Source organism: Acidobacteriota bacterium (assembly GCA_035471785.1).
Classification (GTDB): domain Bacteria; phylum Acidobacteriota; class UBA6911; order RPQK01; family DATIPO01; genus JANQFM01.
On sequence record DATIPQ010000050.1, the window covers coordinates 36,205 to 57,377 of the forward strand.

General features: G+C 60.8%; 14 protein-coding genes. 4 read left to right on the forward strand and 10 right to left on the reverse strand.

All coding sequences use genetic code 11. The features are described 5' to 3' along the window. Positions 1 to 93: 93 nt before the first annotated feature. From VLU25_07745 to VLU25_07755, 3 genes are all read left to right on the forward strand, one after another. The gene (locus VLU25_07745; GenBank protein ID HSR67819.1) at positions 94 to 606 is read left to right on the forward strand and encodes a CBS domain-containing protein; all 513 of its coding nucleotides are present in this window, start codon (positions 94 to 96) and stop codon (positions 604 to 606) included. Positions 607 to 671: 65 nt separating this feature from the next. After that, positions 672 to 1,049, forward strand: a complete 378-nt coding sequence (locus VLU25_07750; GenBank protein HSR67820.1) for a S4 domain-containing protein — start codon at positions 672 to 674, stop codon at positions 1,047 to 1,049. Positions 1,050 to 1,051: 2 nt separating this feature from the next. Continuing rightward, complete coding sequence (locus VLU25_07755) at positions 1,052 to 1,861, forward strand: nitrilase-related carbon-nitrogen hydrolase (protein ID HSR67821.1); 810 nt, start codon at positions 1,052 to 1,054, stop codon at positions 1,859 to 1,861. Positions 1,862 to 1,916: 55 nt separating this feature from the next. Here the strand turns inward: VLU25_07755 and VLU25_07760 are convergent, their stop codons facing one another. The 10 genes from VLU25_07760 to VLU25_07805 form a co-directional block, all read right to left on the reverse strand. Beyond that, complete coding sequence (locus VLU25_07760; GenBank protein HSR67822.1) at positions 1,917 to 3,443, reverse strand: glycosyltransferase family A protein; 1,527 nt, start codon at positions 3,441 to 3,443, stop codon at positions 1,917 to 1,919. 42 nt (positions 3,444 to 3,485) lie between these two features. Then, complete coding sequence (locus tag VLU25_07765) at positions 3,486 to 4,394, reverse strand: TerB family tellurite resistance protein (GenBank protein ID HSR67823.1); 909 nt, start codon at positions 4,392 to 4,394, stop codon at positions 3,486 to 3,488. 88 nt (positions 4,395 to 4,482) lie between these two features. After that, positions 4,483 to 6,264 (reverse strand): hypothetical protein, encoded by a 1,782-nt coding sequence (locus VLU25_07770; protein HSR67824.1) that lies wholly within the window; start codon positions 6,262 to 6,264, stop codon positions 4,483 to 4,485. A gap of 123 nt (positions 6,265 to 6,387) precedes the next feature. Next, a complete protein-coding gene (locus tag VLU25_07775; protein HSR67825.1) occupies positions 6,388 to 8,058 on the reverse strand; it encodes an L-lactate permease in 1,671 nt (556 codons plus the stop codon). Positions 8,059 to 8,564: 506 nt separating this feature from the next. Beyond that, positions 8,565 to 9,383 carry a creatininase family protein gene (locus VLU25_07780; GenBank protein HSR67826.1) on the reverse strand — a complete coding sequence of 273 codons (819 nt, stop codon included), beginning with the start codon at positions 9,381 to 9,383 and terminating at the stop codon, positions 8,565 to 8,567. A gap of 71 nt (positions 9,384 to 9,454) precedes the next feature. Next, the gene (locus VLU25_07785) at positions 9,455 to 10,777 is read right to left on the reverse strand and encodes a hypothetical protein (protein ID HSR67827.1); all 1,323 of its coding nucleotides are present in this window, start codon (positions 10,775 to 10,777) and stop codon (positions 9,455 to 9,457) included. Then, on the reverse strand, positions 10,774 to 11,265 hold the full coding sequence (locus VLU25_07790) for a hypothetical protein (protein HSR67828.1): 492 nt from the start codon (positions 11,263 to 11,265) through the stop codon (positions 10,774 to 10,776). The genes VLU25_07785 and VLU25_07790 overlap by 4 nt, the downstream gene beginning before the upstream one ends. A gap of 337 nt (positions 11,266 to 11,602) precedes the next feature. Next, positions 11,603 to 14,098 carry a hypothetical protein gene (locus tag VLU25_07795; protein HSR67829.1) on the reverse strand — a complete coding sequence of 832 codons (2,496 nt, stop codon included), beginning with the start codon at positions 14,096 to 14,098 and terminating at the stop codon, positions 11,603 to 11,605. Continuing rightward, the gene (locus VLU25_07800) at positions 14,082 to 16,784 is read right to left on the reverse strand and encodes a toll/interleukin-1 receptor domain-containing protein (GenBank protein HSR67830.1); all 2,703 of its coding nucleotides are present in this window, start codon (positions 16,782 to 16,784) and stop codon (positions 14,082 to 14,084) included. The genes VLU25_07795 and VLU25_07800 overlap by 17 nt, the downstream gene beginning before the upstream one ends. Positions 16,785 to 16,811: 27 nt before the next feature. Continuing rightward, complete coding sequence (locus VLU25_07805; GenBank protein ID HSR67831.1) at positions 16,812 to 17,951, reverse strand: hypothetical protein; 1,140 nt, start codon at positions 17,949 to 17,951, stop codon at positions 16,812 to 16,814. Between the two features lie 635 nt (positions 17,952 to 18,586). On the opposite strand from VLU25_07805, the gene VLU25_07810 reads away from it, so the two are divergent. Beyond that, positions 18,587 to 20,893, forward strand: coding sequence for a hypothetical protein (locus VLU25_07810; protein ID HSR67832.1), 2,307 nt, complete (start codon positions 18,587 to 18,589; stop codon positions 20,891 to 20,893). Positions 20,894 to 21,173: the final 280 nt, after the last annotated feature.

A 21,173-nucleotide genomic window follows, 5' to 3' on the forward strand; every position in this document is an offset into this window, starting at 1 on the left:
TTGAAGTGCTACAGTAGGCGGGACCATGGGTTGAAACCGTGAACAGTCCGGCCTGGCGCCGGACCCTCACCCGCCGGGTGAGCAGGAGGCAAAGTGAGCACCGTCCAACTCGATCTCAAAGCCCTCACGGCCAAGGATCTGATGACCTCGGCCATGCTGACTCTCAGCGACCAGATGACGCTTCAGGAGGCCTCGGCCTTCTTGACCGAGCATGAGATCTCGGGAGCGCCGGTTGTCGACGAGGAAGGCAAGTTCGTGGGCGTCCTCAGCGTGACTGACGTGGCCAGGGATTGCGCCGAGCGCGGGGAGATCGCCACCGAGCGATTCTTTCGCCACTTCTACAGTGAAGGATGGGAAGACGAAGTCGACCCCTCGGACATGGAACACCTTGTGCTCGGAAGCGAGTCGCGGACGGTCGCCGACATCATGAATCCTTCCATCTTCACGGTTCCAGAGGACACTCCTGTGATGGAGCTGGCGAAGACCATGATTTCGGGTCGCGTTCATCGCCTTTTCGTCACGCAACGCGAGCGTTTGGTGGGAATCGTCACCACGCTCGACCTCCTCAGACTGTTAACAGCGGGTAACGAGTCCTCCGGACGTTGAGCCGGGGGACTTCCTCACGCCATTTTCTGCACGATCCTGGCCACGAAGCTACACTGGACGGCGCAATGGAAGTCCGTCTCGACAAGTGGCTGCAAGTGGCGCGTCTCTTCAAGACACGCTCTCAAGCCTCGCGGGCCATCGAACTCAATCGCGTCAAGGTCAACGGGCAGTCGCCCAAGGCCCACCGAAGCGTCCAACTGGAAGACCGCATCGAAGTCGAGTACCGCGACTGGACGCGCATCGTGATCGTCAAGGGCTTGCGCGACAAACCGGTGCCCAAGGCCGAAGCCCGCACGCTGATCGACGACATCACTCCGCCGCGGCCCAAGCTTTCGCCGCTGGAGCGGGTGATGCGCCAGCCTCCTTCCCAGCGCGAGAAGGGCAAGGGGCGGCCGACCAAGAAGGAGCGGCGTGAAATCGCCGACTGGGAAGGCTGGGAGTAAGCATGAAAATCGCCTTGATTCAACAAGCCGCCGGAGAGGACATCGAGTCCAACCTGCAGCGCGGATTGGCCGCCATGCGCGAGGCCGCAGCCCGGGGCGCCCAGTTGGTTGCCTTTGCAGAACTGGCCTTCCGCCCCTTTTTTCCCCAGCATGAACGAGAGGACGGACCGTTTCCCGAGGCCGAGCCTATTCCCGGCCCCACCACCGAAATCTTCAGTCAGGCGGCCAAGGAGTTGGGGGTGGTTACCGTCCTCAACCTCTATCAACGGGAGGGCGAAGAACGCTACGATTCCTCCCCCGTGATCGACGCCGACGGAAAACTCCTGGGCGTGACCCGCATGGTCCACATCCTCAACGGCCCTTGCTTTCATGAGACCGACTACTACCATCCGGGAGACACGGGTGCGCCGGTCTACGACACCGCCGTGGGCAAGATCGGCGTGGCCATCTGCTATGACCGGCACTTTCCCGAGTACATGCGGGCGCTGGGCGTGAAAGGCGCCGAACTGGTGGTGGTTCCGCAGGCGGGCGCCGTGGACGAATGGACTCCGGGACTGTTCGAAGCCGAGATGCAGATCGCCGCCCTGCAAAACGGATACTTCACGGCGCTGGTCAACCGGGTGGGGCGCGAGGAATGCCTGGAATTCGCCGGCGAGTCCTTCGTCACCGACCCCAGCGGACTCCTGCTGGCCCAAGCCCCCAAGGGGCGCGACCACCTCCTCCTCTGCGACATCGACCTCTCCCAAATCCCCCAATCCCCCGCCCGCCGCCACTTCCTGAAAGACCGCCGCCCGGACGTCTATCCTCTTTAGGAAAGTGCGCAATCCGAGATCCGAGGTTCGAAGGTCCGAAGTCCGAAGTCGGCTGTCAATCCACCTCCAGCGGGAGGAAGCGTACGGCCAGGAAGGCCAGGCCGGAGTCGCCGGGACGGGGGCGGGTGGAGATGGTGAGATGTTGTTCCTGGCCGGGGCGGAAATCTTGGGGGGTGAGGTTGAAAGCCAGGATGCCGTCGGCGGCGGTGGTGGGGTTGGGGATGGATTTGCCGTTGAAGAAGAGACGCAGGCACCATTGGTCGCGGGGGGATGGCGAGCCCAGGTACAACTCGACTTTGTAGTGGCCGGACGGGACGGGCAGGCGGATGAGGGCGTGGGGGCGGGTCCAACGGCAGGGGCGTCCCTCCAACTCGTCCAGGGGGTGAAAACCGACCAGCCAGTGCTCGGGGATCTCGTTGGCGTTGTAGCTGGCCTGAGTCGGCTCTGGGCGACCCTCCGCGGGGCCCTGTATCGAGAAGGCGCGGGGGGAGTCGGCCAGGGCTTCGATGAAGCCCAGTTCGAAGAGTCCTTCCCAGACACCGCGGAAGAGACGGTAGCGGCGGTCGGGGTTGGCGGGGGGCAGGTAAAAGAGCATCTTCATCCAAGCCACCCGCAAACGGACCCGCAGGGCGCGCCAACCGAGTCCGAAAAGGGCGCTGCGGCCGAAGAAAAGCAGCGCCCGCAGTCCCCGCAAGGACTTCGACCGGTATCCGGCCCGGCCCAGATCAAGGACGAGCGACTTGAGGATGTCGAGGACCAGCCGGCGGGCCGCCGGACGGTAAAAGAAGGCGCGGTGGGTCCAGACGTCGATCTCGTCCAGGAAGCCCTTGGCCTCACAGTCCGGCGTCTCCAGGCGGAAAGCGATCTGTCCTCTGGCGCAACTGCTGATGGCCTCGCCCATCTCCCGGAAATCGGTGCTGTTGACATGATGGACCTTGGCGGCGGGTATGAATCCCAGCGACTTCCCGCGGCGGCGCATCTGGAAGGCCAGGGCCGTCTCGGCGAATCGTCCGAAGCACGGTCGCAGCCCTCCCGCCTGCATCAGTTCCCCCCGGCGGATCGCCAAGCCCCGCAGCGTCAACCGGCGCCAATCGGCGATGTCGGACCGCATAGCGTACCAGGATCGGAAGTCGCGATCCTCCATGCGGGAGACTGTAGTGCGCATGATGCTGTCGGAGTCGAGCATGGCCGCAGCGCACTCCGAGCTTTGAAAAAAGCGCACCACCTCTTCGCCCGCGTCGGGTTCGGGCAGGACGTGTCCTTCGGTGATGAGAATGAGATCGCCCCTGGCCTCCCGGCAACCGAAGTCATAGAGCTCCATTTCGTCGTCCGCCGGCTGCTGCAGGAAGCGGTCATGAGGACGCAGCAGGGACTGGATCTGCCGTGCAAAGTCGGGACGGGTCCCGTCATCCACAGCGATGATTTCGATGTCGTGGCGCGGCAGGGTCTGCTCCTTCCAGGCGCGCAGGCAGCGCAACCCGTATCCCCTTTCGTCCATCATGGGAATGACCACGGAAAGTCGTGGCCTGCCCCGGCTGCTTGCGTCCGAAGGCGCCTGCAGGTCATTGGTGGCAGGTGGCATGGTGATGAAAGCTCATAACACAGGGCTGACCGACCGAGCAAGCTACAAGCCGTGTCGGTCCTCTGAGTTGATGGAGAGCTTGGCGGCGATGAAGTCGTCGTGAGGCAGCTTGAGGGCGCGGGCCAATTGGCGGATCTTTTCGATCTCCTCGAAGGAGGTCTTGTTGACGGCGTTGGCCACTTTAAAAAGGCTGAAGAGGAAGCGGCGGCGCTCGTCGTGATCGGTCAGTTCAAAGAAGGTGCGGGTGAGGCGGAATTGGTCGAGTCCGCGGACGGCCCGGTCGACGCTGATCTCGGCCACCAATTCGGCGGCTGCCGGCGAAATGTCCCACTGGCGGCGCAGCACCTGGCGCAACTTCTCCATTTCGGGCTCATCGATCTCGGAATCGGTCAGAGCCACCTGAGCCAGCATTCCCCCCGCCAGGCAGAGCTTGCGCTGCTCGTCCTCGGGCAGGTCGATGGTGACGTCGTCGCGGGCTTCCACTTCGGACACCAGTTGAAAGTAGATCTTGTTGCGGATGAAGTCGTCCAGACGCTCTTCCCGGGCCGGACTCTGCTCCACGATGTCGGAGCGGCGCGAGACGGCGCCTCCCACTAGCGATGAAAGGAGGCCGCCCAGCCCCGTTCCCTTAGCCTCGACCGCCTCCTCGATCCGTTGCAAGGCCTGCCGTTCGCTTTCGTGGACCTTGCCGTCGCTTTCCACCAGCCGGCGCAGGGTTCCCACCACCAAGCTCTTGTCGCGCTTGGTGACCACCTTGGCCAGAACCTCTTCCAGCAGCCGTTGCCGTTCCGCCTCGTGGACCGGAGAGTCCATGTAGGCTTCCAGCATGGTCCACTCTTCTTCGCTGACGTCGCCCCAGGAATAGATAAGGTCTTTGAGGACATTGACCTCGGAGGCTTTGAGCTCTCCGTCCACCCAGGCCGTGGCGATAACCAGCTTGGCCAAACTCATCACAAGGTGTCTGCTCGCCATGATCGATAGATTTTACCAGCCCGACACCCCTCAGTTCACCACCCGCAGCCAAGAATGGACCACGACCTCACTCGCCCACCAGTTGGAAGGACGGCACGGGGATGGTCTGGGGGGATTGCGGGAGGTAGCTGATGCGCCGGGTTGAGTTGCCGTTGGAACCACTGGCGTGGGAAGGCTCCGCAATCGAGAGGCGGACGGGAAAATCGATGTCTCCGTAGCGGACGCTCCACCCCAGCAGTTTCTGCCCTTCCCTGAGGCCGGCCTGGTAAGCCCGCGAGGCGGGATTGACGCCGAGAACCTGACGGGCCGTTATGGAGGCCTGGATGTCGAATCCGGGATCGTAATGTCCCAACTGGCGCGTGCGCAGAACCAGTTCGGGCGCTCCCAGGTCTGAGGGCACCTCGGGCATGCGTCCCTCCACAATGACCTGGCGCAGGCGGGCGGCGAACTGGGGAGATGTGGCCTGCGCGAAATACTCCAGCAGATCTTCGATGCCCACCTGCTCCTGTTCCTGCACGAAGCGGCGGACGATTTCGCGCATCAGGTCATCGAGGCTGCGGGTGCCGCCCGAGATCCGCCGGATCTCGTGATCGAGCAGCATGGCCACCACGTCGCCGCGGAGGTAAGGCAGGTCCTTGATCTGTGAATCCGTCCAGAAGTCTTCGGCAATGCGCGCGTTGGGCTGGCGGTTGACGGGACTGAGCCAGTAAGCCGCGAAACGGCGGGAGAGCGATTGAGCATACTGCTGCTGGCTCAGGAACCCTCCCCGGTAGAGCAGGCGGCGGGCGTAGAAGTCGGTGAATCCCTCCGAGAACCAATAGATGAGCTGCTCGGGTTCCTCGCGGGCGATCTTGCCCCCATTCCAGTTGTGGAAGATCTCGTGAGCCAGCAACTGCTGCATGCGCTGCCGGCCCTCGGCGCCGGCATCCATCTCCAGTCCCGGGTAGACCCAGAGCGCAAAGGAATCGGATAGGCCGGTTCCGCCCATGTTGCCGCCGTTGTCCCGTCCCGCCGGCAGCAAGGAGACGAGGAAGTAGTCCTGGCTGTGGTCGTCGAAGAAGTCGCGCTCCATCTCGATGATGCGCGAGACCAATTGGACAAAGTCGCCGTCCTCGAACTTCCACTCTCCGTAGACAGCGATCTGAACCAGGTTTTCTTGGATGAAACGGGGATGCAGCCGCAGCTTGCCGGCCAGGAAGATGGAGTTGATGAAGCGCCCTAACCCGGTACGCACCTGAAACTGGTTGAGCGAACTGAACGACGATACCGTCTTCCATCCCTTCTCGCGGAATCCTTCCCAGCGCACCGAGAAACGGCAAGTCCTGCCCTTGTCGATATGTTCGGGATAGAGCATCCCCACGTGGCCGATCATCTGGAACAGATCGTCCAGAAGCAGAACCCGATAGTACTGAGAGGGACGATCTCCGATAACGCGTTGGGGCGGATCGAGGTGGTAGAGGAGTTGAATCCTTTCGTTGCGCCGGTGAATGACCTCCCAGCCGTGGGAACGGCTGCGAAAGGCTTCCAGAGGCCGTCCATCGCCCCCGCGGGCCCGCACGCCGGTGACCGAATCGCGGGCGTCCTCGACGGCGGCCCAGGACTCTTCCAGCAGAAAGACGGTCTTGATGCGGTCACGGGTATCGACCGTCAGGGCGACTTCCACCGCCTCGGGTCCCGAGTCGGCCGACGGGCCCGGCACCAGCCTCAGCACCACCTCGATCTCTTCTTCCGGCAGCACCTCGGAAGTGCCGGCTCCGCAGCCGGCCAAGGCCTGCAAAAGCAGCAGCCACAGCAGCACCCGCCAGTCAACCCTCGTCAGGGCTCCCGCCTTCAAGGTCTTTCGCCGCATGCACACTATTGTACCCGCTACACCATACCGATTGGGGCTAGCCTGACAAATGGCAGGCCGGCACCGAGCAGACCTGTGTTTTTCGACGTGGGTGACCGCCTGAAGGTTCACCTAGGACACGCTTCAGAGGTAGCTCCAAAGCAGGGCCAGAAGGCCGGTCATCAGGCAGTAGCCGGCCATGGGAAGGATGGTCTTGCGGATGAGGTGGCCTTCGCGGCCCAGCAGTCCCACGGTGGCCGAAGCCGCCACTACGTTGTGGACGGTGATCATGTTGCCGGCGGCTCCCCCCACGGCCTGGGCCGCCACCACGATCTCGGGCGAGAGGCCCACCTGGCGGGCGGTGGCGAACTGGAAGAGGGAGAACATCAGGTTGGAGACGGTGTTCGACCCGGCGGCGAAGGCGCCCAGGGCGCCGATCCAGGGAGCGAAAAGCGGCCACAGTCCGCCGGCGATGGCGGCCACGTACTGGGCCAGGGTGAGGGGCATGCTCTGCAGTCCGGACAGGTTGTGCTCAAGGCCCGACTCGATGAAGACCCGCACCATGGGCAGGGCGAAGAGCAGGGCCACGCCGGCGCCGCTGATCTGTCCCAACGAGGTCTTCCAGGAGGCCGCCACCGACGATGCTTTCATGCCATGCAGCAGGTAGGTGATCAGGCAGGTCAGGATGAAGAGGAAGCCGGGAATGTAGAAGGGCTGAATCTGCTGTCCGATGCCGGTGCCGAAGATGTCGGTGGGTCCCAGGCGGATGCCGGACAGGAATCCCTGCAAGCCCAGGGCGGGAATGCGGGTCAGGACCAGCAGCGCTGCGATGACGGCATAGGGCGTCCAGGCGCGGGCGATGGACATGTTGGACCTGAGGCGCACGTTGCCCGGGCGCAGCGCCCCCATCCAGTCGCGGGGCCACTCCTGCTGGGGGGCGAAGTCCCAGGTGGCGGCAGGAGTCAGCCAGCGGCGCCGGGCCGCCGTCGCCACCAGCGTCATGGCCACGGCGCTGCCGAGCAAGGAGGGGAACTCGGGTCCCAAGAGCCAGGCGAAAAGCAGGTAGGGCAGCGTGAAGGAGAAGGCCGCCAGCAGAGCGAAAGGCCAGGCTTGCAGTCCCTCGCGGAAGGAACGCCGGGCTCCGTAGAAGCGGGTCAGGAAGGCGCACAGAACCAGGGGAATGAAGGTTCCGGCTGCCGCGTGCAGCAGGGCTACGCGCAATCCGATGCTTTCCAGGTAGGGACGGAAGGCGGTGCCGGATTCCGCCAGGTACTGACGCACGACTTCGCTGTCGAGTCCGCCGGCCACGCCCACCAGGATAGGCGTCCCCACGGCGCCGAAGCTGACGGGCGTGCTCTGGATGATGAGTCCCACCATGACCGCCGCCATGGCGGGGAATCCCAGCGCCAGCAGCAGGGGTGCCGCTACGGCGGCGGGCGCCCCGAATCCGGCCGCTCCCTCGATAAAGCTGCCGAAAAGCCACCCGATCAGGATCGCCTGCACCCGCCGGTCTGGGCTGATCTGGGTGAATCCCTCCCGAATGCGCACCACCGCCCCGCTCTCGTTCAGAGTGGCCAGCAGGAGCATGGCTCCGAAGACGATGTAGAGCAGCGAAAGGGCCAGGATCAGCCCCTGAAGGCTGGCCGCCGCCAGCACTTCGCCTTTGACTTCCCACACCTGCCAGGCAATCAGCAGCGTGACCAGGTAGGCGACGGGCATGGTGCGCTTGGCGCTCCAGCGCAACCCTACCAGCAGCACCCCCACCGTCAAGATGGGCGAAAACGCCAACAGCGCCGAAAAGATATTGACCTGCAAAAATCCTCCCCGGTGTCGCCCTCCTTCGCCAAGGCTATGGAGGACAGGCAGCGTCTGTGTTGAAGTCGAGTCCGGGCTCGCTCAATGGAAGCCATCCGTTAGCTCAGCCTCCGTGTCGAAAGCCGAGTCCGGGCTCGCTCGACGGAAGCCATCCGTTAGTTCAGCCTCCGTGTCGAAGGTCGAGTCCGGGCTCGCTCAATGGAAGCCATCCGTTCCTTCAGCCTCCGTGTCGAAAGCCGAGTCCGGGCTCGCTCGACGGAAGTCATCCGTTAGCTCAGCCTCCGTGTTGAAGTCAAGTCCGGGCTCGCTCAACGGAAGCCATCCGTTAGTTCAGCCTCCGTGTTGAAGGTCGAGTCCGGGCTCGCTGTAAGCGAGCGATTCGCCAGCCCAGGGTGGAGCCCGCCGCAAGCGAAGTGCGGCAAGGGCGCAACCCTGGGTCGCGCGTCCTAAAGATGCACCCTGAAAGGGTGCGATAACGGCGAGGCCGCTCGGTTGCGCCAACTTTCCTACAGGCCCGCCAGCTTCCACTTCTCGATGGTGGTGCGGACCAGCTTCTCCACCTTGTCCAGCACCTTGGAGTAAAACCTGTCGGCCTTGTCCTTGTCGAAGTCGGGATACCCTTCTTCAGGCTGGTAGAGGATGATGGAAGACGGAAAAGGATAGGCCGATGCGCCGTCCTGACGCCACCAGGCCTGCTGCGGGTCGTAGAGCTCCTCGCGCACGTACTCAGGGGTGGTGGCCAGCACGGCGGCGTTTTCGTTGACGCCCGAATGCCCGCCGTCGGTGCCGTAAACTTCCTTGGTCACGTCGGCCGTGTAGGACCACCAATTGAAGACCAGCGTGCGCACGCCCGTTTCCTCCGACAACTCGGCGGCGGCCTCGCTGAGGGGCCCGAAGTTGGGACCGTGGCCGTTGATGACGATGATGTTACGGAAACCGGTGCGTTGAAGACCGGCCATGACCTCCTTGCAGTAGGCCTTGAAGACCGGCTCCGAGATCTTGAAGGTACCCGGAAAGGCCGATAAGGAAGTGGTTACCCCGTAGGCGATGACCGGCGCGTACATGGCGTTCAGACGAGGTGCCAGGTCCCGCGCCATGGCTGCGGGGACGGTATTGTCAGCCCCGTTGTTGACAACCCCGTGGGCCTCCAGCGTCCCCACCGGCAGCAGCACGGTGTCGATCCGATCGGGCACCCATTGGGCAAAGTCCATCCAATTAATGGCGTCCAGGTCGCGGAAAGGTGGTTCAGCACCCTCTGCTGTCCCTCCCTGAGCCGCCAAACCGGAAAGCAGGCACAAACAGACAAGTGTGATTCGCAAAAGCATCCCTGAATTGTAGCGCCTGCAACGTCCGTCCGAAAGCGGAAGCGGCACTGCTGGGGATTCTGGGGCTAGCTTCATTCGCCTTCAACGGACATGACTTCTACAATGCCGCACCACTTTCTCGTCAAGCTGTCCTCTCTCTCGGTCCAGAAGCGGAACGACCCGTACAATAATTCACAAGCTCCGACAGGTGGGTTGAGCTGGGGCAGGCGATCGCGGAGCTTGGCGGCCTTTTGCTCGGGCGACAGTGCTGACAACGGGGACGCACGAAAGAAAGGCCAGAAGTGCTTGTCCTTGACCTCGTCTCGGAATGCCGGCAGGTCTTCGGTCAGCAGACGCAGCATGGTCTGCCGGTCCTTTTCATGGCGAGCCAGGACTGGTACATCTTGAAGGGCTTTGTACTCAGGCGTAGCCAGCAGTTCTTCCGGGGCGAGCTCATAAAGATCATTCAGGGCCTTCTCGAAGCGACTCAGAAATTGCTGGCTCTCGTCCCTTTTGGCGAGGCTATTGGCCGCTTCCTCCGAACTTGCATCGCCCGCCGGGAGGGGTTGAACCGGGATCGACTTGTCTTGCCCGGCTGCGGCGACGGGTGTGCCGGAGCTTGACCCGGCGCCGGGCAGCGGTCCCCGCACGGGAAGGAGGATGGGAGTCAATAGCGCGGCCACCGCCACGAACAACACGGCTGCCTGGGCAAGGGCAGGCAAAAGCGCTGGGCGGGTCGAGGAGCCGTCGCTCTCGCCAGTTTCTAAATCCTGCACTTCGCCAGCAAGTTCTCGAGAGTCGGGCAGTCCAATGCAGAAAGCCACGTCGTAATTGCGCAGGGACCGAGCGTTACGAGCCGCCCATGTAGCGACACCGAGCACCGAGGGCGGCGCCTTGGCTGCTTTACTCTGTTCGAGAAGCAGCGAAGCGGCCTCTTTAGGGCTTGAATTCGGAACGAAGGCGCGTATGCCTCCTCTTCGATTTGCGGAGTTCTCGGCTGCTGCCGTCGCCAGGGAACTCCCGCACCGTTGCAGCATCGGAGGGTGATCGGGGCCATCGTAGACAGACCGAGCCATCTCGATCGGGTCACCGCGTTTCAGCAAGGTCCGCATCGATGAAAAGTCGCAGAACAGTATCCCCACGAAGGCGCAAGAGTTACGGTCGGATCGATCCCTAGTCTCAAGAGTGACGCAAATGAGACAGCTGCCGTCTGCCAGAGGAAAGCCTCCCAATGCTTCCCCGAAGCCCCGAAGCGGTTGGGTGGGAGAGGCGGAGGAATCTTCACAGTATTCGACGAACTTGCGGCGGATGCGGCGATCGCTCTTGAGCACGCCTGTCGCGATCTTGATGCTCCAGTCGTAACCTTCAGGCCCCGGCGTCCGGTTGTCGTAAACGATGTAATCGTAACCAGTCATCGACAAAAGCTCTCAAAGGTCGGCCTGCTGAGGGCTTCTTTCATTTCCCGATAGGTCCGCCAGGTAGCGGTCCATGTGAAGTAAACAAGGTCCTCTTCGCGGATCCTGACGTCCAGGACCTGCCTTCGAGCCGTGCACAGAGTCTCGGCCTTCTCAAGGGACTCTCCAATGTCTTGCAGCGATATTCGGCCACTCTCCAACGCCGCCCTGGTGCGGGACTCGGAAGAGACGAGGTTAGAGACTGCGGCGAGTCTCCTGAGAAGGTCGTCGCAGGAGGAGCAGGCCTCCTGGGGCGGCAGTTCGCTGCGGCGTAAGGTGACTCCGGAAAAGCGCTCAAGCGGCGCCTCAATCCAAGCGATTTCTTCCAGCCGTTGCAATGAGTCTCCTAATTGCATCTCCGCCTGATCGAGATCGTCGATGATTCTTTGGACGCCGGAAACGCCCAACCCGCAGGGTCCTTCGATAGTGGACTCCTGACTCGCCGCCACGGGCTCCTCCGGCCCACCAGCCGGATCCGTGTCGGGAGAGACCGGTTCCGCCGACTTCAGGGAAAAAGACCGCAGACACGCCCGTGCATCCTCAAGCCTTTCCCGCAAGAGAGCCAGGGGCCACTTCCTGATCTCCAAAGCAAGTTCAGGGTAGCCGGGTTCCAATTCATCTCCGGCAGCGGGCACCGAGAGGGTCACGTAGGCCTTCATCCAGTCGCACTGAGGGCATGGATCAGAACCGTGACTCGGTTTGGGCGGGTCTTGTCGGGCCGAGAGAAGCAGGGGAGCCAGCAAGACGAGGACGAGTACCCTAGACTTGCCCGGCAGAAAACCCATCTCATCCTCCACAGTCGATTCCGAATTCTCTCATCTGAGATCGGCAGAAGCGAATGATTTCATTTTGCACCCTGCTCGAGCCGACATAGTCGGTGTCCCTCGTGTAGGGGACCTGCTCCAGCAAATCCGCCAGTTGGTAGCCTTCGTCTCGACTCCGAATCAGGGACGAATTATCGATCTTGAGTTGCCTCAGGCGTTCTTGGTGGATTCTGCCGGCCAAGGCGCCGATAGCCCGAATCTGCTTGGCCGAGGCACGTATTTCCACGCCGCTTCCCCCCTTGATACCTTCCAGGAACTCGCTAAAGAGCCTGATCTTCTCCAGCGCGAAGTAACGGTCGCCCACAGCTTCAGCAAGCGTCCTCACTTGCTTCCAGTAAAGGGGATGTTTGGAAAGCTCGCCGATAACCCTCTTGGCTTCCCGCGGTGAATACTTGCCGGAGCTAAGGTCGGCACGAAGCTGGTGCTGCCAGGGCCTCTGCCTGGGCGGCCAGGCATTGTCCTTCAATTCGAATAGGAACTCCGAGTCCATGCCCTCGAAAAGCGCATGCCAAAGATCGCTGGCTTCTTGCGAGTCGATCTCCGGAGCCAGATAGAGTTGGTTCATGGTGTACTCGAGCGTTGTTTGCAGGACCCGCTCGCGAGCGACGAGGTCTGCCAACAGGGAGCCGACAGCGGAGCGGACGCGGGCCAGTTCCCCGGTTCCACTCTTCTCTATGGACTCATAAATGAACCTATATTCGACAAGCTGCTTGAAGTCGTGAGAAGCACTTGAGAGGAGGACTTTGAACTCAGGGCTAGCCTTGAGGAGAAACTCCACCATCCGCTCGCGGTCGGCCAACCCTCCCATCCCGGCCCCCAGCAGGCGTGCATAACAAGCTCTCAGTTCCGCCCGCAAGCCGGGGTCGCGCTTGCGGTCATCGAGAAGCTGTTCGCGAATCCAGGTTACGCGATCGAGGAGGTTGGTGGTTTCGTAGCCCGGAGCCGCGATCTCTTCGGCGCTCGACTTGAGCACCTTGTCAGCAGCTTCGCTAATGACCTCAAGCAGATCCCGATTACGCGGTTCTCCGGCTAGAGCTTGAACTCGCTTGACCAAATGCAAGCGCATCGCCAGATCAACAGGCCGGGAAACACTCTGGGCGTCGAGCAGGTCTCGGTGCAGGCTCAGCATGTCCAAGGTGCGGCTGTCCTGCCGTCCCGCCAGGCTTCGCAGGCGCAGGAGGCTATCGGCGGCTCCCCGCTGCTCAGTCCCCCTGTAGACCGATACAGGCAAGTCGGCGAGTAACGCCTGATACGCTGATTCCAGTTCGGCCCATTTCCTGGCCTTGGACGAATCTCCGCGCAGGCGATCGATGGCTTGGAAGTGCCCTTCGCTGATACTCTCGGGTTGGGCTTGCCTAAGGAGGTTCGCAGCGCTCGTCAGCGACTGAGAATCGGCGCTTTTCTCAAGCTGGCCTTGGACGAAGTTCCAAACCAGCGGTGCAGCAGCCACCATGAGGATTAGCAGGACGACCAGAGCGACTTTGAGTCTCTTCCGATGCCTGGCTATCCGCTGCTTCTCCTCCTCTTCCCTCGCCTCAGTCTCCCTGCGTTCCACGATGCCCTCCAGCCGGCGCTGGGCAGACGGCCAAGCGGCCCGGAGGATTTCGACAAAAAGGTCTTTGGACTGGGGAAGCCAAATGGATCCGTCATCCCGCTGTAAGGCAGTCCCGTAGCCCGGGTCAATCTCGTAGCAAGTCAGCACTTGAACCCGTCCGAAGGGGCGGTCTGCGTCCGACGAATCCGAACTGAAGATGCGGTTGAACTCTTTGATCCGGCCGAACTCCTGCACTTTGTCCAAGGTCAAGTCGGGATTAAGGTCGTTTTTTGTGAAGGCCAGAGCGATCGGCTTATTTTCCTTGGCACAGTAATCGCGCAAGTAGATCACACTGGGGGAGAAAGGGCTCGTTGCTGAGGGACGCCCTTTTTGCTGGAACTGAGAGGCATCTATCAGCACAATTAAGGCGTCGCACTGTTCCAGGTAAGTCCCGACAAGCCTCAGTTCGGCTTTCTTGCGCAGCGAATCGGCGCTGCGTATGGCGCTCCCAATGTCGGCAAAGGCGGTAAAATGACCTCCGGCGAAGTCGAAGAGAATCAAACCTCTCTGAAAATCTGAGCTATCGGTGTTGATGAGGAGCCGGGCCACAGCGGGTTCATCAGTGGGTTCTGTTTTGCCCTCTCTCCTGATCGTCTCCTCAACCCATCGGAAGTAAGTTTCACCTCCTTTGTCCTTGGTGTCGAGGGTCACCCGCCCGACGCCCTTAACGTGAATGCCGTTGACATTGTGGAAGATCGAGGACAGGAAAACTGTCTTCCCGGACGCTTGAACGCCACAGACCCCGATCAGAACATTATCCTCGATCTCCTCCTGCTTGAGGACGGGAACCTGCACGTATTTCTGGGTCGTCGCCGAGATATCTTGCTCCACTCTTACTTCTTTGTCATCACTCTCGTTGGCCATGACTGTCTCCAAACCGCTCAACGATCCTCACCCCGGCCGGAGTTCTGCCTAGACCCGCCGATCGGGACTGTGAAGGGACCGCATCCCGCACATCCACAATGATGCGGTCCAACAACTTGGTTCGTTCTTGAAAGTACTTGTATCCTTTGCCAGGCGGCCTATTTTGATAGTCCTGCTTTTCAACCACCCAAACGTCGTGCAACTTGCGCCGCCCATCGACATTCGTATGTTTCAGGCAAAGCTGGATCAGCCGCTTGTAGTTCTTCTCTGCCTCTGCATGGGTAAACTCCGGTTCCAACCCAAGCAGGATGTAAGCCCAAGCCGAGATCAGCTGCCCTCGGGCCTGCCACGTTTCCAGAGAAGGCAGGCTGGCAACTCCCGGATGAAATATCCAGAACATCAAAGAGGAGAGACGTTGCGAGGCTGCTTCCGCGTCGAGGGCGAAGTCCCTGAAGAGAGGATAGCGGGGCGGCCAGCAGCCGATATCGGCGGACTTCAACTGATTGGCGGAATCGAACGAGTAGTGGATGATGAGATTTAGAGCGAAGAGGTTTGAAGTCGAGAGATTGCGCGAAGCCGACCGGGACGGATCGGGCAGCCAATCCTCCAAGCTGGAGAGAAACTCCCATATCTGAGCTCCCGATTGCTGGGCGTGTCTGTAGAGCGCAACATAGCTGGCAGCACGCACATCCTTTGATCCCTCGTCACAGAAGCGCTTGAGCCAGAACAGGTAGTCGAAGCCCTCGACGTAGTGCAGGTGAGCCGTCAACTCCAGCGCTTGAAGATGCCCGCCGCGGAAGAGCAGGTCGTCCAGCCAGCGGTTGACCAAGCGGGCGTAGTCCGCATCGACTAGGAGGGCCCGAAGCAGACGGCTGGTTCGTCCCAGAACGAGGTGGTTGACGGTGAGCTTTTTAAACCAGTCTTCGACGTCTTTGGGAGGACCTCCGCTCAGTCTGGCGACGAGCAGGTCGGAGAGCCATTCAGACCGCTTCAGACTACGGTCGTGACGCAGCATGGCCAGAAAGAGGACCGTCATTCCATCCACCAGCTCCGTAGAGGATTCCTCCTCGAAGAAGATTCCCGTGGCCCACAGTTTCGAAGCGGTTTCCGAGAAATAGTTGGCTCGGCTCTCAATGTACTGGGCTACGGTCTTGCGTTCATTAGGTTCCCCAAAGGCGACGGTATGCTGGCCTTGCGAGTCGCGCACAACCAAATCGCACTCTTCGAAGAGGTCGTCGGCAACGTTGGACCACTCCTCCCTCAGAGTGGACCTTCGGGCACTGGATAATACTCGCCCACCCTCGCCCCTGGAGACGTCAGGAACGTGGACCACCCTGTCTCCCACGATAGAGAGGCACAGGGTCTTGAATTCATTGACGTCCAAACCGCGAAAGAAGGCAGCGCACAGTATAATTCCGCGGCAGTAGTCGCGGTTGGAGCGGAAAGTCTCAAGGGCCACCAGAGTCTCCGGCTCGGCGACGCCATCCGATTCTCGCCTTTCGAGCGCCTGTTCAAATCGTTCCTTTCTGGGTGAGAGCAGCGCCTGCAGGGACTCGTAAAACTCCAAGTCATCGTCGACCGGCCCCCACAAATTGCGTTCCCGCTGCCTCAAGAGCCGTTCGTGCAAAACCTGAGCTTTTTCTTTAGAGAAATAGCGCAGAAGGAGCGGTTCTAGAAACCTCACCTCACAGCAAGGGAAGCGGAAGTTGCCAAAACGGGGTTTCAGTTCACGTTGATATCGCGACCCGATCTGAACGACCATGAGAAGGTCCCGGCCACTCATTTCCTCCGATGTCCGTCTGGCTTGGTGCGGGCTTCCCAGGGTGGACTCAATAAAGGGAAGTCCGCCATGCGAATCGACGACAACGATGGTCGCCTGGTTGGGATTGCCGAAGTCCCGACCGGCCAAGTTGTTGAGAGTCAAGTCGGAGCGTTTTTGATTCTCAATTCCGAAGGCTAACAAGCGAATGTCATAGCGGCTGAATTCTTCCAGGCCTACCAGGGAATCGACGGCGGCCGAGGTGATTTCGTCGTCGGGGCTGCGAACGGCGATGAGTCGGTGTGAGAGAAGTTCGTCGGCCCAGGTCCGAACTTCATCCATATCGAATTCGTGGTCGGCGATGCCGGAGCTCTTAGGAAACGGGACGGTGGGGTCCTGAAACGGCTCGGTCTCGATTTTCTTGCTGTCGTCTTCGTCCGGAACCCCAAGATCCTCGAATTCGTGCACTGGAAAAGCCCCCTCGGCCTGCCGATTGGCCGGCGGACCCAAGACCAGGGCCATCCCCGAAACAAGTTCGCCGAATCTCGGAGACTTGCGCCGTTCACTCCAGCCGACGAATCGAACGTGCTGAATTCCCGAGAGAGGGATGGGAGGTTCCACATCGTCGAGGAGAACCGGGAAAATGGGGGTGCCTTTTTTCATGGCGGCTTTGAGTTCACCATCGATCCAATCGCTGTCGATTGAATTGCGGCTAATGACCGCCAAAACGGTTCGGGCTTGCGAGAGTTGTCGCTTAACGACCTCTCGGCCTCTGGCTCCGACCGGTATCTTCTTGTCCCACCAGACGTTCCAGCCACATCCGGTCAAGGCTTCGACCAGTGGTTTGACTCGAAGAATATCCTGCCGGGAATATGAGATGAACACATCCGTCAGGCCGGATTTGACCGTTTGCGTCGTTTCGTCCATTGCAAGGGACCCGTTCTCCGGTTGCTTCTATCGAGCTTCTACCGCGACTCTCATTTCAACCGGATCGGAGAGGTAGAAATAAAGACTCTGCTCGGCTTCGAACTCCACATGCTTGCCTTTAAAGGAGATGGCCGTGCCGCTACCGGCTCCGGCTGCTGCGCCAATGGCGGCTCCCTTGCGCCCTGCCGCAACCGCTCCGATAGCGGCTCCCGCTGCGGCACCAAGGGCCAGCTTTTTGAGGAAGCCCTGTTTCTTGGCACGGAATTCAAGGACGTTGGTTGCCAGCGGGTAGAGATCGTCGCCCACCTGCATCAAAGTAAGGGTCAAGGCTAGTTCATTGGCGCCCTCGGACCGGCCCGCTTTCATAATCTTGCCTCTGATGACGCTTCGTCTCGGCGCCAACAAGAGATCGCCGACTCGTAATTCCTCGTCCAAGACAGCTTCGAACTCATCTCCCGGCAGATTGTCCTTGCTGCTGAGGGACTGGGTAAGGCTGATGGCCACTTTGGTTCCCTCCGGCAGGACAGCCGACAAGGGTTGGGCCTGAGGGCCCTCCATGACAGGCTCGGCCGCTTCGTCAACATCAGGTTCTTGGGACTTTGTTTCGGCTACCGCCTCCGGCTGTGCATCGCAGGACTGCTTAGCTTGGCGCCTAAGCGTCCTGGCCAACTCGTCTTTCTCCTGGCGGCACCGTTCCACCCTCAACAGCAATTCGAGTGTTTGGCCTGCGGGGACCTCCTTATCCTTGGTGCGGTCGAGGTAGGCGTTGAGGAGACTCTGTTCGTGAGCCGTAAAGGCTTCGCTCGCCAGGGCCCTGTTGAAGATCTCACTGTGGTTTTCGCTGGTGATCGGAACGGCCCGCAACTCTCCGTCCTCCTCGGGCAGAGGGGGAGCCGAGGGAGGGTTGTTGAGAAAGAACTCCTCCTCTTCGAAGATCTCCGCCAAGGTGCGTCCGGGCGGCAGTTTGTAATTGCCCAACTCTTCTTGACGTCGATCAAGGAAGGAGATTAGCTGCCGAGCCTCTGCCAGGGTTAAGACCTTGCTCGACTCAAGCCGGTTGTAGATTTCACCCTGGTTTTCGGCAGTGATCCGGACGGTGCGCGGATCGCTGCCCGAACATGCCGAGAGCAAGACCAGCAGCGCGACACATTTCGCAAACTGATGCATATCATCTGTCCTCCTAAAAGCCTGACTCTGAGGGACCAAGCCCTTGATCGACGTTACTGATCCCGAAACGCCTCAGGCCTGTCCCGCTTGTAGACACGGTCGTCGGGGAAAGGGGTTAGCGGGAGGGAGTCTTTTTGGGCAGCTCAGGGGCCACCCAACCCAGGGAGCCGACACGTCTCACACATCTATGAGGAGGTTGCTGCAAGAGTCGGGGTATCGATCCTGGCGCTGCTTCTCTCGAGATGCCAGTCACCGCAGGAAGAAGTGTCCTCGGAACTCAGACCTCTCGATTTGCCGATGCCCTGGCTCCTGCTGTAAGGCGGCTTGAGGCGCTATCAGGATCCCGCAGGGATGCGCCTCACACGGTATTGGGTGGGACCACTCTTGCCGGCCCGGACTCATCCCGGGGCGATCTTCACCATTCCCACCGACAAGTCGCCGAACATTGCAGTCAACTTTAGACACAAAGAGCTAATTGGACTTCGCGCTCTTGCTCTGAATTCACTTGTTTTTCTTAAAATCCTCACTTTTTCTCCAGCTTTTGTAAGACAAAACTATTGACATCTTAGCTATTCGCTTGCTATACCGAATTCAACCGTCAATCTTTCCGAAGTACGCTGCCGGGAGGAGAAGCCATGGGATCGGCGAATCTGCCTCGTATTTACTTCACGGGTTACCAGTACTGGGATCCGAACACCATCAACAACAATGACTACGGCGGATCGGAGTCCTTCGCCATCAACACCTGGGACCCGCCCAAGGCCGACTTCGACTTCGACTACTTGCACAGTCAAGGCGTGGACGATATGAGCGAAATCCCGCCCTTTTTGCGCAAAAACATCCCCTACTCTCCCCCCACCCGCAAGATTCCGCCCGCCGAATGGGGAATGTACGGCGGACAGCAATGCGGATTCGTCACCGCCGACGCACCAAAGATCAGCGACCCCTCGCGTTTTTCGGCCCCTTCCCAGAAGACCCTGACCACCGGCTACACGGGCGTGGACGGAAACTACAGCGACGACGCCAGTACGGAACCCTGGCTGCAAAAGCCCTTGCAGCTTGACTTGGGCGGTTCGGAAGCCAAGCTCGTTGACGTCAACCCGATGTCTTTCTGGAGTTCGCAGATCTTCAACGACAGCCTCACCCTGGGCGACAGCAGCGCCGGATTCACCGCCCCCAGCGTGGCCCGCATGCATTCGCGCTTCATCAGCACCGCCCCGCGCAACTACAACTCCAAGAACGACCTGGTCATCGCGGCCGATTTCGGGGCCGTCTTCCAGACCTGCTTCGACAAGAACAAGGTGCAGTTCAACGGCACGGGCGGACCGCTCCAGCAGCAGATCCAGCAGGCCTTCAGCCAGGGCGCCGCGGGATTGATGCTGCGCTACAACGCCTATTCCACGCTCTACTTTCAGGGCCCGGTCTTTGACGGACTTGCTCCCGGTAACCGCTATCCGCTTTTGGAGAGGATGGGCGAACTCTATCAGGCCTACGCCGACGGCAAGCTCAAGGACAAGCCGGTCAGCCGCGCCTACAGCAGGATAGCTGGCTGGATCGGTATCTGGATGCCGGGCGAGCAGGTCAGCGTCCCCGGCGGACGCTTTCTCATTCCCTACGACCAGAAAGCCACCACCCCCGGCAAGCCCGCCATCAACGTGACGCCCGCCAACCTGGAGCCCTCCCAGTACCAGCCCCCGCCCCAGTTGCCGCCCAACACCGATGCTCCCGTCCACGCTCCCAATCCTTTGGGGCCGGCCACGGTGGAGTATGAGGCGGACGCTTCGGGCAACGTCACCCGCCTGACGCTCGACATGGGCAATTGCATTCCCGAGCGCGACAGCAGCGGAACCAAGTGCGACTTCGGCAATGTCCGGCTACTCCTCAACAGGCCCGGCGATGCTCCCTATATTTGGAATGTGGCCTACGACCAGAGCACTTATGAGCGCTTCGGCGGCCTGGTCGATCTGTCCACGGAGGGCAAGCAAGTCAGCGTCTCCAATCTGGCCCAGTGGGATTTCTCGCTGGAGGTGCAAAGCGGCCAATCCACTTCGAGGCAACTCGTCACCGCCCTCTACGAGACCCACCTGACAGCCCAGACCGACACCCGCGGCATGTACGCCGAGCAGCCCGATCCCAGCTTTTCCGACGGCGACGCGTCCTCGCCGGGAGCGGGGATGCCCTCGACGGCTCCCACCTGCCAGGTGCAGGTGCGCTACAAGGGATTCGCGCCCGGCCAGGTCCCCACGGGAGCCGTGGCGGCCAAACTGGAATGGCGTGCCTTGAGCCTGACGCTGGCGCCCTACGATCCAGGCAAGGAGCCCTTTCAAGTGAACTACCGAGACCCGTCGGGTCAGTTCGTTCCCTTCCAGGGCGCAATTGACGTCCCTGCCGACGGTTCCGTGGTCGTGCAGACCATCTCCAAGGGAGCGGCCATCCCCAACCTGCTCTTTCTGCCCTACCAGTCGGGCAGCCAGTTCAAAGGCGCTCCCTTCCCTTCGGGGGTGGGAATCGGTTCGACCTTTTACACCGTCATCAAGAACCTCAACTTCGACAACGCCCTGGCGGAACTCTTCGATGAATGGCTGAAACTCAACCCGACTGTCGAACAGGCCACCAACGTGGCCTGGGACCTGGTCTTCGTGACCTACTTCTACGCTTTCCCCTTCATGGACTTCATCAGCGACCCGGCAACCTTCCAGAGCATGGCCAACAGCATCTACGGGGTGACCAATCCCGACGGATTCGACGGACCCGGCTACATGCCCGTGACCCGCACCTGGTCGGCCGGACAGCGCCACATCATGGTCAGCTACTACAACTACTTGCAGGCCAACCAGGACGGAGGGCCCACAAAAGAGGCCCCGCCCTTCAAACCTCCCAAACCGGAGGCCTTCAAAGACGTCTGCAAGAACCTGATCGGAGAAAACCTCGGCCACGGATAGGGACGAGCCGGCTGCTTGACTCTCTGAAAGAGCCTAAGGCATGCGGTGCGCTGGAGGGTTCTTTCACCCGGTTGTAAATGACCTGTTTCATGACCGGCTTTCAGCCGTCGATGATTTGCAGTCCGGAAGCGGGAATTGTGTGGTATTATCAGACTGTCACAACGTGTAGCGCAGCGACCTGATCGAGGATAAGCCTCTGAGGTGGCGCGGAGACCCGCGATTTTCCAACCGAGACCCTTCACTACTAGCCAGTGCTCCACACAACCGATTCCAGAGCTTC

Bases quoted from the DNA above. Each gene is read 5' to 3' on its own strand.
- VLU25_07800 (HSR67830.1), bottom strand. From the start codon at position 16,784: ATGGACGAAACGACGCAAACGGTCAAATCCGGCCTGACGGATGTGTTC.
- VLU25_07755 (HSR67821.1), top strand. From the start codon at position 1,052: ATGAAAATCGCCTTGATTCAACAAGCCGCCGGAGAGGACATCGAGTCC.
- VLU25_07770 (HSR67824.1), bottom strand. From the start codon at position 6,264: ATGCGGCGAAAGACCTTGAAGGCGGGAGCCCTGACGAGGGTTGACTGG.
- VLU25_07805 (HSR67831.1), bottom strand. From the start codon at position 17,951: ATGCATCAGTTTGCGAAATGTGTCGCGCTGCTGGTCTTGCTCTCGGCA.
- VLU25_07750 (HSR67820.1), top strand. From the start codon at position 672: ATGGAAGTCCGTCTCGACAAGTGGCTGCAAGTGGCGCGTCTCTTCAAG.
- VLU25_07760 (HSR67822.1), bottom strand. From the start codon at position 3,443: ATGCCACCTGCCACCAATGACCTGCAGGCGCCTTCGGACGCAAGCAGC.
- VLU25_07785 (HSR67827.1), bottom strand. From the start codon at position 10,777: ATGACTGGTTACGATTACATCGTTTACGACAACCGGACGCCGGGGCCT.
- VLU25_07810 (HSR67832.1), top strand. From the start codon at position 18,587: ATGGGATCGGCGAATCTGCCTCGTATTTACTTCACGGGTTACCAGTAC.
- VLU25_07765 (HSR67823.1), bottom strand. From the start codon at position 4,394: ATGAGTTTGGCCAAGCTGGTTATCGCCACGGCCTGGGTGGACGGAGAG.
- VLU25_07795 (HSR67829.1), bottom strand. From the start codon at position 14,098: ATGGCCAACGAGAGTGATGACAAAGAAGTAAGAGTGGAGCAAGATATC.
- VLU25_07780 (HSR67826.1), bottom strand. From the start codon at position 9,383: ATGCTTTTGCGAATCACACTTGTCTGTTTGTGCCTGCTTTCCGGTTTG.